The following is a 13,203-nucleotide window of genomic DNA, read 5'->3' as shown; positions in this document are numbered from 1 at the left end:
AGTTAAAGTGAAACACGAACTATCTATCACAAAGGATGAATAGTTCGTGTTTTTTTATGATTATAGTGAACGTAGGTTTTATGTTGGTAGCTAATTCTAGCTGTTGATTGGAGGACAAGGCGAAGCCTTGCACGGAAATCAACTGCGGTGTCACAAGCAGTCCAGCTCATGTATTCCGATTGTTAGTCTTTAGATTAGATTCATTTCGTTATGTCCCAGCCTCACTTTTTATTTACGAACAAGAACTGGAATCTGCTGCTGAATCTGCTGCAAAGGAGCGCTTGTTTTCTCTGTTAACGAACGCAAGATCCCCCCTTCGATCATACAGTTAATCACAACTGCGAGCTCTCCTGCCTGCTTTTCTTGAAATCCGCTCTCTATCATTTTTTCTCTAAAAAGTTTTTCCCAATCTTGAAACGCTGCGTAGCAGACTTCGCGCAGCGGTTCATTAATAAGCGCTGTTTCTCCAGCCAGCAGTCCAACAGGCATACCAGCAATGCTTTCTTCGTGTTCAAACTGCTTGGACAATTCTTCAATAAAATACTGAATAGCCTGCGATGCGTCAGAAGATTTATTTAGACTTTCTTTAATTTGAACTTGGACGTATTTATTCGTATATTGAACAGCGTGAATCGCCAGTTCTTCTTTCCCTTTTGGAAAATAATAATAAAGAGACCCTTTTGGCGACCCGCTCTCTTTAATAATTTGATTTAATCCTGTTGCATGATAGCCTTGCAGCTGAAAAAGCCGCGATGCTGTTTCTAAAATCTTATCGCGTGCATTTGCTTTCTTCACAAAACGATGCCTCCCCTATATAATAAGTGGTTTCTATAACACTACTTATCATATAAGGAAATGAAATTTTTGTCAAAATAAAGTGAATATTTTACCATTCGTTTTTTCTTTCTTTCATTCCTTATGACCTAATAATTGTTTTTCTTACTTCTTCCGCTAACGGTTGAAGAGGCGTAATAATACGGTCGCTTACCTCCGCCGCCGCTTCTACCATCGAGAGCTGCGCCACTGAAACAACAGTGTTATGCTCTTTTATTAGCTCATGTAAGACATGTTTTACCTTCTGTTTATACTTCTCTAGGTTTCCAGTCATTACTAGTTCAAAAGCACCTTCTATCACAACAGGGCGAACCTTTATCTTTACATTTTGATAAAATGCAAATTCGTCTAGACGCTTCATTGTTCCTTCTATGGTCTCCGGATTTGTAAACACGATAAGCTGCGGTTCTTCTATTTCACATATTCGGCGAAAATAAGGCTCATCGATTTTAATAATTGGAATATCGCTTGTAAATGCTTCTGGTAAAAGAGCAATGTAGTTCGTGCACGTGAGTAAAATGGCATCCGCTGAACATTCTTTCATCCACTTTAACTGCTTTTCTACTTTTGCAGCTGCTGCCTCCGCTGCAAACTTAGGGTCGGTTGTTATCCGATGTACAAGGCCGGGGTCTACGAAATGCATACAGTTCGCAAACGGCAGCGTTTTTTCTATATAAGAGATGTTCGAATGATGAGCGTGCAGGCAAGCAATTTTCTTCATCGTTTTCCTCCTGTATGATGGTCTTTGAAATACTGAATTAAAAATTCCTGAAACTTTTTCGCAACAGGAGTTAAATATTTATCCTTGTTCCACGCAATCCCAATTACCCTTGAAGCTGAGTCTTCTTTGAGCTTTATTTTTTTAATGCCTCGCAAGTCCACTCCCTTTATTTCAGGAAGCAAGGCAACCCCTAAATGAGCCGCTACAAAACCAATCACCGTCAAAAATTCTTCTCCTTCAAACGTAATATTTGGGACAATCTCCGCTTCTTCAAACAGCTGATCAAAAATTGTTCGGCTTCCGTATCCTTTTTTTAACGCGATAAACGATTCATGAGCCAACTCTGAAATCGAAAGCACTTGTTTTAAGGCAAAAGAATGCGTATCAGGGACATACGCGTACAGCTCGTCTTTCCATAAATATTCCCACTGAATTCCTGCCCTGGATTCCGTTACGGAAGACATACAAAAATCAATTTCTCCTGTTTGAAGCTGATCGAGCATGATGTTCGTGGCGTTCTCAAAAATTTGAAATTGAACGTTCGGATACTCTTGTAAAAAAGCATGAACTAGTTTTGGGACGGATGAAGCGCCTAATGATTTTAAAAAAGCAAACGAAATACTGCCGCGGTGAGGATGAATCAAATCTGAAAGCTCACGTTTAGCTTCTTCCATTTCGTTTAATACTTTAGCCGTTCGTTCATAAAAAAGCCGTCCGTATCGATTTAAAATAACTTGCCTTCCTTTTCGTTCAAATAGCGGCACGCCAAGCTCTGATTCTAATTTAGAAATTGAGCGGCTGAGCGTAGGCTGGGCGATTGATAATTTTTCTGCGGCCTTTGTGAAATGTTCCGTTTGAGCTACAACATTAAAATATTCGAGCTGCTGCCATTCCATTTTTTCACATCCTTTACTTATTACATAATACTATCAATTTCATATAAATTATACATTGGACGTCATAAAAAATTCATGTTTAAATGAAGAACGTAGCACTTGCTAAAAATGTTATGTGTCTGCATAGAATAAGTGTTGAAAGAAGGAATTAGTTTATGGATGTTTCAATTGTTTTAACAATGTTAGCCGTCGGACTGATCTTAGGATTTGTCGGAGCAGGCGGATCAGGTTTTATTATTTCAATTTTAACGCTGCTGTACGGCGTATCTGTACACGTTGCTCTCGCAACGGCTCTTACCGCAATGATTTTCTCTTCTTTATCTGGCGCCGTCAGTCATTACCGCGAAGGTAACGTATCTTTAAAATCCGGTATCTCTGTTGGTATCCTCGGTGCATTAGGCGCTTGGATTGGGTCTAACCTTTCATCCTTTATCCCAGAAGGCGAGCTAAAGTGGCTAACAGCCGGTATGCTTTTATTATCTGGCGTTTTACTTTGGCTGCGTATGTTTTTATTTTCCCGTCAGCAAAAAGAACGTACGATTCCAACAGGAGCTAAATTTATCGTCTATTCTTTACTAATTGGCTTAATCACAGGCGCTCTGTCAGGAATGTTTGGAATTGGATCAACTCCATTTATCCAGCTTGGCCTTATGATGGTATTAGGCTTGTCTATTCGTCAGTCGGCCGGAACGACAATGCTCGTTATTATTCCGATTGCCATCGGCGGGGGAATGGGCTATTATCAGCAGGGCTTTTTAGATATTCCACTGTTGATCCAAGTAGTGGTCGGCACAATGGTCGGTTCCTATATTGGAGCAAAGTTTACAAATCGTGTACCTGCTCCCGTATTAAAAACGTCCCTTGTAGCGCTGCCTATTTTCTCTAGCTTCCTACTTGTTATATAAGAAAAAAGCTTGAACTCTTGTTCAAGCTTTTTTTATGTCCATCTGATAAACAAACTGCTTTCCTTGGTTTCCAAAAATATGCCGGTTTGTATCAACAAAGCCGCTTCGTTTATACAGATGCTGCGCCGCCGTGTTTTTATGGTTCACGCCTAGCACCACTTCATTTTTAGTCGGAAAGTGATGGTTGATAAAAGAAGGAAGAAGTTTCAATGACTTTTTGCCAACTCCCTTTCCTTGATAATCAGGATGAATGGAATACGACCGTATTAAAAGCGCGCCGGAGCTCTCGGTATATTCTTTAACAGCTTTCCCTGCGTCAAGCACGAAAAAGCCGGCTACTTTGTTTTCTGTCAAAATCAAAACGGGCGTTCTATCCTTTTCCTGCTTACACCTAGCTAAGGCTTCAGCGGGAAGTGCCGTATAAATGAGCTGCTCTTTAGGCAACGTATAGCTATGTATAGATGACTCGTAGGCTTCACTATAAAACGCTAGTGCTACATTTACTGTATTATCCATTCTATACCTTACCCCTTTTTCCATAGTATAACATGCACAAAAAAAGCCGCATAAAGCGGCTTTTCCTTTATCTAGCGTCGGATACAACGGTAAAGCGTTCGTTTATATGCTCTCCTCGCTCAATTTCATCAATGACTGCAATGGCGTAATCAGCATAGCTGACATGGCTGTTTCCTTCTGAGTTTAAAATAACATGATCTTTCCCTGTTTTATAAGCATCTGTTCGTTTTCCTGAAGGATTAAAAAATGCTGCTGGGCTAATAAACGTCCAATTAATATCGCTTGTACTTTCTAAGTCTTTTAAATTTTGAGCTTGATTGTCAGCTGTCGCTTTGTACTCTTTTGGAAAATCAGGCGTATCCGCTAGACGCGTCGTTTTCTCCTCATCAACAAACAAACTGCCTGCTCCTCCTACAACAAGAAGACGAACGTCCGGAGCTTGTTTAAATACATGGATTAACGATTGCCCCGCTTCTACATGCAGATGTTCTTTTCCTTCAGGAGCTCCAAACGCATTCACTACTGCGTCGAAACCTTCAATATCGTTTGCCGTAATATCAAAGATGTCCTTTTCCAATGTACGAACATCCCGTTCTTCTACTTTGCCCCCATCACGTACGATTGCCGTTACATCATGCCCGCGATTTAAAGCCTCTTTTACGATAAAACTTCCTGCTTTTCCTGTAGCACCTACGACTCCAATTTTCATTTTATAACCTCCAGTAAAATTCTCTATATTTAGGTAATAGCCTTTTTTTGCTATGCTAAAACACTGCGAAACGATTTAAGCAAGATAGAGAACGAATAAAGAGGCTGAAGCGAAAGTTTTTTAGTTGAAGGAAGATCCGAACGTAGGTTATATATATGTCGATACTTCTAGCGGTTGATTGAAGGGCAAGGCGAAGACTCCTGCGGGAAAAGCGGAGCAGGTGAGACCCCGCAGGAGCGCAAGCGACGAGGAGGCTCACCGGCCGCCCGCGGAAAGCGAAGCCTTGCACGGAAATCACCCGCGGTGTATAAACGATCCATACTGGTCCCTTTATCCGTTTGTTCGACTTTAGACTAATTTAGTTATGCCTTAATCTCTTTGACGAAAAATAAATAAGTGCTTATTCAATTTCAATAAATAACACGTGAGCCATAGAATGAATTGATTTAATCAATTCTACTTTATTCCCTTTCTTTTTTGCTTTTCCTTTTATTTCAACAAAATAAAACAGTTCACCTTGATGATGGTCTCGGTGAATTTCATAGGATGAAATCATAATATTTTCCCTTTCAATCTTATCAAGAAGCTCATAAATATCCTCTTGATTCGCTGCACGAAACTTAATTAAAAGGGAATGAGTAGAAAGAGATGTAAACATCACGTTCAATATTTCTAAGCCAATCAGCACCAATATAGTTGCACTAATGCCGACTGTATACATACCCGCCCCAATGGTTAAACCAATTCCCGACGTTGCCCATACGCCTGCGGCTGTTGTGAGCCCTCTAATATGCTGCTTCTGAATAATAATCATACCTGCTCCTAAAAAACCAATACCGCTTACTACTTGTGCTGCAACCCGGCTCGGATCAAGGGCCATATGATCTTGATGAAGCACATCTGAAAAGCCGTATTTCGAAATTAACATAATCAGCGTGCTACCGACAGCAACTAAAAAATGAGTGCGAAAGCCCGCTTCTTTTGCTCTAAATTCTCTTTCTAATCCAACCAAAGCTCCTAACAGACCGGATAGAGCTAGACGACTAATAAAAGCTGCGGTCATTTTCCCTCCCCCTTTCTCTTCCTCTTCATTTTTTCATAAACACACCTATTAACTATTTCTATTTTTGTTATAATTTACTATAACCATTTTTTGAAGTGGAGGCTAATCAAAGTGGGTAAAGTTATCGATTATTACAGCAGATTTGATGAGGGGGGAAGATTAGAACGCGAGCCTATTGAGTTTCAAGTAAAATTGCATTTTATAAACAGACGAAAACACTAATAATCACCTCTACCTATCATAGGATAAATAGAGGTGATTATTGATGAACCGTTTATTCACATGGAGTACGAGCACTTTGCTATGTTTGATGTACTTCTTTTTGATTCCCCTTCCCTCTTATGCAAGCGGTGACTCTTACTCTTCCTATGCGGAACTGCAGCAGCACGAGATTCTCCATCAAGACTATGATATTCGCTACGAACAGCGCTTTAGCTACCTATCCATTATGGCCATTCACGGCGGAGGAATTGAACCGGGCACATCAGAAGTTGCCAAAGAACTCGCCGATCGCTTTTCCGCTTCTTATTATTTATTCGAAGGCATCAAGTCCACTAACAACGGAGTTCTGCACATAACCTCAGAAAACTTTGACGAACCGATTGCTAGAGGAATGGCTCAGCAAAGTATGTCCGGCATGACGATTCACGGCTATAGCGGTAGTCAGCCTATCGTATATGTAGGCGGAAAAAATCTGCTTTATAAAGAGCTGGTAAAGCAATCGCTGCGCAAACACGGCTTTACAGTCCGTGACGCCCCTTCTGATATAACCGGAACAAGCGAGCAAAATATTGTGAACGATAATCTGTTAAAAGCTGGAGTACAGCTTGAACTGACGGCCGAACTAAGAAAATCATTTTTCGCAAACCACGACTGGTCGAGAAACAACCGCATGAATGTAACGCCGCTTTTCCATACATTTGTATCTTCCTTACAAGAAGCATCTTCTTCCTATCAAACTTTCCTTTACTTTCAAGTTCACTAACTTATCAACTCTTGCCTGTTCCTTGATTTCTAAACAAAAAAGCCAGCGCAGTCTGTATAATCAAACGCGCTGGTTCTTATCTATTTCTCTCGCTAAAATAGACCGTTTAAAGTCTTTTTGTTTAAAGAACTCTTTAATTTCACTTCTTATTGGACGAACCAAGCTTTAAACAGCGAATCTATGCCCGTTTTTATCTCTTCGTCAGATAGTCCGGCAAATCCAAGCAATACATAAGGCGTGTTGTTGTCACCGGCACTATGATAATAAATAGACGTTGGATAAATTGATACCCCTTGCTTGGCAGCTGCTTCAATTAGTTTCTGTTCATTCATTCCGTTTTTCACCTTAAGAAGAATATGCAACCCAGAATGTTCTCCAATAACATCTACACGTTCTCCCATAGTAGTAGTCAAGCAATCTAGCAGCAGGGCTTGTTTCTTGCGGTATGCTGTTCTCATTTTATTCAAGTGACGTTCCCAGTGCCCTTCTTTCATAAACAGAAAAAGCGTATGCTGATGAAGTCTTGAAACAGGCTGTTTAAAAAGTTCACAGTGCTTTACATAGCTTGGACGAAGCCGGTGTGGCAGCACGGCATAGCTTATTCGAAGAGAAGGCATCAAAGACTTTGAAAACGTTCCCGTATAAATAACGCGGTCGTCTTGATCTAATCCTTGAAGTGCGGGAATGGGTTTTCCTTTATAGCGAAATTCCCCGTCATAGTCATCTTCTATAATATAGCCATTCGTTTCTGCCGCCCACTCTAGTAGTTCAAGTCTTCTTGCTATCGGCATGACCATACCAATGGGAAATTGATGAGACGGCGTAATGTATACGGCATCCGCTCCGCTTTCTTTCAGTTCCTTCACTTTCAAGCCAGAATCATCAAGAGAAACAGGGATCACTGACATACCTTGCTTTTGAAAAACGTGCCTCGTCCGGTGAAAACCCGGATTTTCAAACCCAATTATTTTTTCTTTCCCCAACGTGACAGAAAGCAGCCACATAAGATACTGCGTACCTGCACCTATCACAATTTGCTCCGCTGTGCAGCGCACTCCTCTTGAGTGGTAAAGGTATGCTGCAATTTCTTGGCGAAGAAGCAGTTCTCCCTCTGGATGTCCGCTGTAAAAAAGCTGGCTTTCACCATGATAAATAGCTTGCACCGTTAGTTTTTTCCACGTATTATACGGAAATTTCTCCACATCTATCTTTCCGTGGCTAAAATCAATAGCAGTCGATTTCCGTTCTTCTTGCGGGAAAGAGACATAGGCGGGAGGCTGTTTTTGAAGCACGACTTCATTTTTTATCTCTTTTACAAATGCTCCTTTCCTGGCTAGTATCTCGATATAGCCTTCAGCTTCTAACTGTACATAAGCTGCTTCAACCGTATTTTGGCTAATGCTTAAATGAAGAGCTAGCTTTCGTTTGGAAGGCAGTTTTTCATGAGGCGGAATGGTACCTTTTTGAATTTGTTTTTTTATGTAGATATAAAGCTGCATGTACAAGGGATCTGTTTTTCTTTTATCAAGCAAAGGCATTAACTCTAACATGGTGTTCGTTCCTTTCTAACTGATACTATTAAAATTACCGTTTCTGACACTTACTCTCCATTCAGTTTCTTTATAAACTGGACTATATCTTATCCTTCAAGGAGATGACACAATGACCATTATTTATAAAACCAATGTCTCAATCCGTGCAGAACAAGCCGCTGAAGTGTTTGTACATTCAGGTATTAAACGTCCTGCACAAGACCTTGATCGAATTCAAAGAATGCTTGATCACGCTTCTCTTACTATTACCGCTTGGAACGGCAGCGAACTCATTGGCATAGCCAGAGCGTTAACAGATTTTAGCTACTGCTGCTATTTATCGGATTTAGCTGTTGTAAAAGACTATCAAAAGCAAGGAATCGGTACACAGCTCATCAAACACGTTCAATCAGAAATCGGCGAAGAAACCGCGCTGATTTTACTTTCCGCTCCTTCTGCTATGAACTACTATCCAAAAGCCGGCTTTCATCAAATTGATAATGGATTTAAAATTGATAGAATTCGGTAGACGCGAAGAAAGGAGCTTCTCCTTTCTTTTTATCCAAACGCCTGAGCTGCTATAGCAAAAAGATTGCCCTGTCTAGCAGGATACGCCATAACAGGAGGCTCATTTTGAAGCTGAAATCCGTGATTTTCCACAAGTTTCTTTAACGTTTCCTCATGAGAAGACAGGTCAATTCTCAGCTTTTCTTTGTAATTCTTCGCTAGTTCATCAATGACTAGCATCGCTGCTTCAGCGTTTGGAGCAACTACGGGACCAATCACGATATTGCTCGGCGTACGAACCGCTAAACCATAGCCCGTCATTTTATTTTGTTCGTTTTGTAAGACAACTGCTTTTTCAGCTTGCTGAATTCTACTTTTTAAAAATAGCTTTCTATTATCTCCAAATGCTGCTTCATCAAGCTTTACAATCCCTTTGAAGTCACTTCTCTTTAAGGGTCGTGTATAAAATCCTGAAACTTTAAATGCTCTTGGTGTGTATTCACTGATTATGTATTTACTTACATAGTCCACGGTTTTAAACCCTGTTGTTTGATATAAGTGCTCACCTTCTTTTGTCGCAATTAAGTAGGCATTCATCTCAGGGGAAAGAACTTGCAGACAGTGCTTCATGAGCTGCCCGGCTAACCCTTGTTTTCGGTAATCTTTTCTCACAATCACCATTCCTATAAAAGCTGACTGATTTTTGTACGAAATTACGGCCACACTTGATACGATGTCTCCGTTCTCATTTCTATGACCAAATACGTCTCCAGATGAAAAAATCGTATGTAAATCTGCTTCACTATAATCCCATTTTTCCAGCTGCGATAACAGCAGCAAACCTTTTATGTCTTTTTCACTAAATGTTTCAATCATTTCTGCATATGTCCTCCCAACTTTTCGATGCACTGTGTGGCGTTAAAAAGCATAAAACTAACATACTCATCCACTTTCAATTACCGTTTAATCATTAACGAATTCTCTAACTAAATAGTACAGAATAAATAGAATATTTTCTACATTATTTATCCGTACCAATGATCCCTTAAAATAAACTAATCATTCACACATAAACTAATGAAAAAAGACCTCTTTCCAAGAAAGAGGTCTTTTCTGTTATTTCACTAGCTTTTGCTCAGCTGCAGCTGAACTTTGACTTCGTTTATGAAATCCTTTTGCGTAGTACGCGATAATAAGACCGATAAACCATAATGGTCCGATGACAACTGCAATTCTTGTATCTGGATTATATGCCATGAGAACCACTACCAGCGCTAGGAACGCAAGTGACACATAAGATGTTAACGGAAATAAAGGCATTTTGTATTTCAGCTTTGCCTCTTCACCTGTTTTTAACGTTTTGCGATATTTAATTTGAGAAAGCAAAATAATTCCCCATGTCCAAATCGCACCGAATGTTGCAATACTTGTTACCCACGTAAATACTTTGGCAGGCACAATGTAGTTTAACGCTACTCCGACTAATAGCGCACCTGCTGATGCCAAAACAGCTTTTCCCGGTACGCCGCCCTTTGTAAGCTGACCGTATCCTTTTGGTGCTTCTCCGTGTTCTGCTAAGTTAAACAGCATACGGCCTGTACTAAAAATACCGCTGTTACAAGAAGAAAGAGCTGCTGTTAGTACAACAAAGTTAATGATACCAGCCGCCGCTGGAATGCCGATTTTTTCAAATGTTAATACAAACGGGCTTCCCTGTGAACCAATCTCTTGCCACGGATAAATCGACATAATGACAAATAACGCACCGACGTAGAAAATCAGAATACGCCAAAAGACAGAATCAATCGCTCTTGCTAGAGATTTTTCGGGATTTTTCACTTCTCCCGCGGTAACGCCGATCATTTCAATTCCTAAATACGCAAACATGACCATTTGCAGCGACAGCAAAATACCTTTGAATCCGTTCGGGAACAGTCCGCCGTTGTCCCACAAGTTTTTGATACCAGTCGCAACGCCGCCGTTGCCGATTCCGAACACGATCATTAATAATCCAACGGCAATCATTAATACAATCGCTAAAATTTTAATAAGTGCAAACCAAAATTCCAGTTCACCATATGCCTTAACAGCTAAGAAGTTAACCGTTGTCATGATGACAAGCGCCGATAACGCCCAAATCCAGTTTGGTACATCCGGATACCAATACCCCATATAAATACCAACGGCTGTAATTTCAGCCATACATGTTACAACCCATAAAAACCAGTAGTTCCAACCTGTTAAATAACCAGCAAGCGGCCCTAAGTAGTCGCGTGCGTACTTGCTGAATGAACCTGCAACAGGTTTTTGAATCGCCATTTCTCCAAGTGCTCTCATAATAAAAAACATAATCATTCCGCTAAATCCGTACGCCAATAATATTCCTGGCCCTGCTAATTTAATAGCAGATGCAGATCCAAGAAACAGTCCTACCCCTATGGCTGCTCCTAAGGACATCAGCGTCACATGTCTTTCTTCTAACCCGCGTTTCAATTCTTTCCCCTGAGTTTTCCCCTGCATAAACGTCTCCCCTTTTTCCAATCTGTCAAAACGAGATGAACACAGCCTTTTTTGTTAGCGCTTTCATATAAATTTGTGCTAAAAGACAGCTAGGCTGTATATTTGTATTCTATCACCTTTCCCTCACTTTTCTTTTGTCGAAAAACAAAAAAATTATCTTATCATTTTGTTTAAACGCACAATTAGACATAGGCACTACTTTTTTACTATGTATTTATTATTGCACTTAAGTAATAGTATTTTTTAAAAATAGAAAAACGCCGACTCAACTCCGTCAGCGCATCGTTCATTTTATGCTTTTTTATAAAAACTAGCATTTATCTCGCGGGTTCAAAAGTTTTACAGCCAGGTTCTTCCGTTTCAGAAACATGGTGACTACTTTCAGGACTCACAACGTAAATGGACTCTGCACTGCATTTATTTCCGGATTTCCAATACATGCACTCATTCACTTCACACAATACACCTTGAGCCACTGTTATCCCTCCTTTGCTTGTCTTATCTATTTACTACCCGAAATATAACGATTCTAACATTTTTACGCAAAAAAACCGCTTGTTTCTCAAGCGGATCTTTTTATTGCGTGTGTTCAACATACTGTTTTTTAGCTAAATATAACTCACGGCTCAGCGTGATCCGCCGTTCTCTCAAGTGCCTTAAGTTAGCCTGAAATTGTTCGTTAGTTGGCTCTTCTTGAATTAAGCGATACGTAAAAGAAATATCTTCATTTAACTGTTTAAAATCTTCCCATATCTCTTGAACTAGAGCGGATTGTTTTTCTTCAAATGAACGATTTTGATGCGTTTTTAGCGCCGCTAAAATTTCCTGCTGCCACGTTTCGTCTTTTATTTCTTTTGCTAATAAGTATAGATCTAAATAATCATTAATGCATAAATTCGTTTGTGTATTATTCAATGTCATCACCTTTTCTATACGAAATGTTTCTTCCTAAGAAGAGGATTTCATCATAGAAAAAGATTCCTCTTCTTATCTGTCAGAGCTAGGCTATGCTGGAATTAGCACCATTCAATAATTGTGGTTGCTGAGGTTTCAAAGGGCCAGTCCCTCCACCTCTCTAGATAAGAATATTTCGTTTTTAAATTATTTCTGACTATTCTAATATGTTTTATAGGTTACGTCAATAGCTTTTCAATAAAAAGAAAAAAGAAGTAAAATATGGTATGCTTTCATAAAGGATGGTGAGCACATGAAACGATATATGTTATCTGCTTTTTTGGGAAGCTTGCTGCTGCTTCTCAGCATTGCCTTTTCATCTACTTTCCATATTGCAATTGTCAAAACAACCGGAAGTATTGGAGGGATTATTTTAGCAGCAGCGGCTTTGATTATGAACGCGCTTGAAGCCCCCCCCTCCTCAGACAATACAGCTGGAGGAGCCGTTGAAGTACTAGATAAAGGCGCTGTTTGGGCTACTTATTTACTTTTACTTTCATTACCGAACCTCATCGCATGTATAACATCTTATGTTTTATGGACTCGCTGACATTCATCAACGTTACGGACGTTTTGCCACTTGGAAGCTCATTGATATTTGTTTATCTACAAAGCCAAGTTCACGATACACATGCTGTGCAAAATTCCCAGCATGAACGCTGAGTCTGATTTCAGGGTATCCTTTGATAGACAATTCATCAATTGCTTTTTGCATTAACGGCTTGGCTAAACCCTGCCCGCGGTATTCGGGTACAACATATAATTCGTAGATAAAGCCAATTTCTTCTTTTGAAAAGAAGTCGGTAGATGGGCCGATAAGAACCCAGCCTGCGAGTTTATTTTCTTGTCTTAAAACTAAATAATAACAGCCTTTTTCAAAGGCACTACCAACTAGTTCATTTACGCGTTCAGCTGACGGATGAAACTGCTTCATCGTTCCTTCAAACAGCGCATCAGCAGATTTCGTCCGAATTTCCTGTAATTCTTCTTCAGTAGCTTTTGCAATCATTATGGATCTCTCCTTTCGTGTTCGTTTTCCACATGCGAGGATAAATTCCTGC

At 40.0% G+C, this 13,203-nt stretch carries 17 protein-coding genes and 1 riboswitch; of the genes, 5 read left to right on the top strand and 12 right to left on the bottom strand.

Translation table 11 applies throughout. The features are described from left to right. Positions 1-228 precede the first annotated feature (228 nt). The 3 genes from AC0KUU_RS04745 to AC0KUU_RS04735 form a co-directional block, all read right to left on the bottom strand. Positions 229-795, bottom strand: coding sequence for a TetR/AcrR family transcriptional regulator (locus AC0KUU_RS04745; RefSeq protein ID WP_043978336.1), 567 nt, complete (start codon positions 793-795; stop codon positions 229-231). Positions 796-916: 121 nt separating this feature from the next. Then, positions 917-1,555, bottom strand: coding sequence for a hypothetical protein (locus AC0KUU_RS04740; protein WP_162214859.1), 639 nt, complete (start codon positions 1,553-1,555; stop codon positions 917-919). Continuing rightward, complete coding sequence (locus tag AC0KUU_RS04735; protein ID WP_322552372.1) at positions 1,552-2,451, bottom strand: LysR family transcriptional regulator; 900 nt, start codon at positions 2,449-2,451, stop codon at positions 1,552-1,554. The genes AC0KUU_RS04740 and AC0KUU_RS04735 overlap by 4 nt, the downstream gene beginning before the upstream one ends. 155 nt (positions 2,452-2,606) lie before the next feature. Here AC0KUU_RS04735 and AC0KUU_RS04730 point away from each other — a divergent pair, with 155 nt between their 5' ends. Continuing rightward, complete coding sequence (locus AC0KUU_RS04730; RefSeq protein ID WP_043978328.1) at positions 2,607-3,356, top strand: sulfite exporter TauE/SafE family protein; 750 nt, start codon at positions 2,607-2,609, stop codon at positions 3,354-3,356. A 21-nt stretch (positions 3,357-3,377) separates the two neighbouring features. Here the strand turns inward: AC0KUU_RS04730 and AC0KUU_RS04725 are convergent, their stop codons facing one another. Both AC0KUU_RS04725 and AC0KUU_RS04720 read right to left on the bottom strand, forming a co-directional pair. Beyond that, positions 3,378-3,872, bottom strand: coding sequence for a GNAT family N-acetyltransferase (locus tag AC0KUU_RS04725; protein ID WP_043978326.1), 495 nt, complete (start codon positions 3,870-3,872; stop codon positions 3,378-3,380). 67 nt (positions 3,873-3,939) lie between these two features. Next, positions 3,940-4,581 (bottom strand): NAD(P)-dependent oxidoreductase, encoded by a 642-nt coding sequence (locus AC0KUU_RS04720; RefSeq protein ID WP_043978324.1) that lies wholly within the window; start codon positions 4,579-4,581, stop codon positions 3,940-3,942. Between the two features lie 174 nt (positions 4,582-4,755). On the opposite strand from AC0KUU_RS04720, the gene AC0KUU_RS04715 reads away from it, so the two are divergent. After that, positions 4,756-4,938, top strand: coding sequence for a hypothetical protein (locus AC0KUU_RS04715; protein ID WP_340446821.1), 183 nt, complete (start codon positions 4,756-4,758; stop codon positions 4,936-4,938). Between the two features lie 43 nt (positions 4,939-4,981). Here AC0KUU_RS04715 and AC0KUU_RS04710 read toward each other — a convergent pair whose 3' ends face one another. Next, positions 4,982-5,644, bottom strand: a complete 663-nt coding sequence (locus tag AC0KUU_RS04710; RefSeq protein ID WP_162214861.1) for an MgtC/SapB family protein — start codon at positions 5,642-5,644, stop codon at positions 4,982-4,984. A 265-nt stretch (positions 5,645-5,909) separates the two neighbouring features. Here AC0KUU_RS04710 and AC0KUU_RS04705 point away from each other — a divergent pair, with 265 nt between their 5' ends. Beyond that, complete coding sequence (locus AC0KUU_RS04705; protein WP_162214862.1) at positions 5,910-6,629, top strand: poly-gamma-glutamate hydrolase family protein; 720 nt, start codon at positions 5,910-5,912, stop codon at positions 6,627-6,629. Between the two features lie 146 nt (positions 6,630-6,775). Here AC0KUU_RS04705 and pdxR read toward each other — a convergent pair whose 3' ends face one another. Then, positions 6,776-8,179 carry a MocR-like pyridoxine biosynthesis transcription factor PdxR gene (pdxR, locus tag AC0KUU_RS04700; RefSeq protein ID WP_043978318.1) on the bottom strand — a complete coding sequence of 468 codons (1,404 nt, stop codon included), beginning with the start codon at positions 8,177-8,179 and terminating at the stop codon, positions 6,776-6,778. Between the two features lie 112 nt (positions 8,180-8,291). On the opposite strand from pdxR, the gene AC0KUU_RS04695 reads away from it, so the two are divergent. Next, positions 8,292-8,690 carry a GNAT family N-acetyltransferase gene (locus tag AC0KUU_RS04695; protein ID WP_043978316.1) on the top strand — a complete coding sequence of 133 codons (399 nt, stop codon included), beginning with the start codon at positions 8,292-8,294 and terminating at the stop codon, positions 8,688-8,690. Between the two features lie 29 nt (positions 8,691-8,719). Here AC0KUU_RS04695 and AC0KUU_RS04690 read toward each other — a convergent pair whose 3' ends face one another. The 4 genes from AC0KUU_RS04690 to AC0KUU_RS04675 all read right to left on the bottom strand — a co-directional run bounded on the left by AC0KUU_RS04690 (position 8,720) and on the right by AC0KUU_RS04675 (position 12,109). Then, positions 8,720-9,544 carry a GNAT family N-acetyltransferase gene (locus AC0KUU_RS04690; RefSeq protein ID WP_322552373.1) on the bottom strand — a complete coding sequence of 275 codons (825 nt, stop codon included), beginning with the start codon at positions 9,542-9,544 and terminating at the stop codon, positions 8,720-8,722. Between the two features lie 240 nt (positions 9,545-9,784). Further along, positions 9,785-11,188, bottom strand: a complete 1,404-nt coding sequence (alaP, locus tag AC0KUU_RS04685) for an alanine permease AlaP (RefSeq protein ID WP_028410948.1) — start codon at positions 11,186-11,188, stop codon at positions 9,785-9,787. A gap of 317 nt (positions 11,189-11,505) precedes the next feature. Next, complete coding sequence (locus AC0KUU_RS04680; RefSeq protein WP_016765258.1) at positions 11,506-11,664, bottom strand: DUF1540 domain-containing protein; 159 nt, start codon at positions 11,662-11,664, stop codon at positions 11,506-11,508. A 100-nt stretch (positions 11,665-11,764) separates the two neighbouring features. Continuing rightward, the gene (locus AC0KUU_RS04675; RefSeq protein WP_237074190.1) at positions 11,765-12,109 is read right to left on the bottom strand and encodes a hypothetical protein; all 345 of its coding nucleotides are present in this window, start codon (positions 12,107-12,109) and stop codon (positions 11,765-11,767) included. A 63-nt stretch (positions 12,110-12,172) separates the two neighbouring features. Further along, a riboswitch (SAM riboswitch) is annotated at positions 12,173-12,274 on the bottom strand. Positions 12,275-12,395: 121 nt separating this feature from the next. On the opposite strand from AC0KUU_RS04675, the gene AC0KUU_RS04670 reads away from it, so the two are divergent. Then, entirely contained in the window at positions 12,396-12,692 is a 297-nt protein-coding gene (locus AC0KUU_RS04670) for a hypothetical protein (RefSeq protein WP_043978310.1), read from the top strand. 12 nt (positions 12,693-12,704) lie between these two features. On the opposite strand, the gene AC0KUU_RS04665 is transcribed toward AC0KUU_RS04670, so the two are convergent. After that, positions 12,705-13,151: a GNAT family N-acetyltransferase gene (locus tag AC0KUU_RS04665; RefSeq protein WP_043978308.1), complete on the bottom strand. Its 447-nt coding sequence runs from the start codon at positions 13,149-13,151 to the stop codon at positions 12,705-12,707. Positions 13,152-13,203: the final 52 nt, after the last annotated feature.

It is taken from the genome of Priestia sp. ST2 (assembly GCF_055810735.1).
The sequence above is the reverse complement of the archived record's forward strand: the minus strand, read 5'-3'. Positions and strand labels throughout refer to the sequence as shown.

Excerpts from the sequence above, each read along its gene's own strand:
- AC0KUU_RS04670 (WP_043978310.1), top strand. The coding sequence starts at position 12,396 with ATGAAACGATATATGTTATCTGCTTTTTTGGGAAGCTTGCTGCTGCTT.
- AC0KUU_RS04675 (WP_237074190.1), bottom strand. The coding sequence starts at position 12,109 with ATGACATTGAATAATACACAAACGAATTTATGCATTAATGATTATTTA.
- AC0KUU_RS04725 (WP_043978326.1), bottom strand. The coding sequence starts at position 3,872 with ATGGATAATACAGTAAATGTAGCACTAGCGTTTTATAGTGAAGCCTAC.
- AC0KUU_RS04720 (WP_043978324.1), bottom strand. The coding sequence starts at position 4,581 with ATGAAAATTGGAGTCGTAGGTGCTACAGGAAAAGCAGGAAGTTTTATC.
- AC0KUU_RS04735 (WP_322552372.1), bottom strand. The coding sequence starts at position 2,451 with ATGGAATGGCAGCAGCTCGAATATTTTAATGTTGTAGCTCAAACGGAA.
- AC0KUU_RS04740 (WP_162214859.1), bottom strand. The coding sequence starts at position 1,555 with ATGAAGAAAATTGCTTGCCTGCACGCTCATCATTCGAACATCTCTTAT.
- AC0KUU_RS04665 (WP_043978308.1), bottom strand. The coding sequence starts at position 13,151 with ATGATTGCAAAAGCTACTGAAGAAGAATTACAGGAAATTCGGACGAAA.
- AC0KUU_RS04730 (WP_043978328.1), top strand. The coding sequence starts at position 2,607 with ATGGATGTTTCAATTGTTTTAACAATGTTAGCCGTCGGACTGATCTTA.
- AC0KUU_RS04710 (WP_162214861.1), bottom strand. The coding sequence starts at position 5,644 with ATGACCGCAGCTTTTATTAGTCGTCTAGCTCTATCCGGTCTGTTAGGA.
- alaP (WP_028410948.1), bottom strand. The coding sequence starts at position 11,188 with ATGCAGGGGAAAACTCAGGGGAAAGAATTGAAACGCGGGTTAGAAGAA.
- AC0KUU_RS04705 (WP_162214862.1), top strand. The coding sequence starts at position 5,910 with ATGAACCGTTTATTCACATGGAGTACGAGCACTTTGCTATGTTTGATG.
- pdxR (WP_043978318.1), bottom strand. The coding sequence starts at position 8,179 with ATGTTAGAGTTAATGCCTTTGCTTGATAAAAGAAAAACAGATCCCTTG.
- AC0KUU_RS04690 (WP_322552373.1), bottom strand. The coding sequence starts at position 9,544 with ATGATTGAAACATTTAGTGAAAAAGACATAAAAGGTTTGCTGCTGTTA.
- AC0KUU_RS04695 (WP_043978316.1), top strand. The coding sequence starts at position 8,292 with ATGACCATTATTTATAAAACCAATGTCTCAATCCGTGCAGAACAAGCC.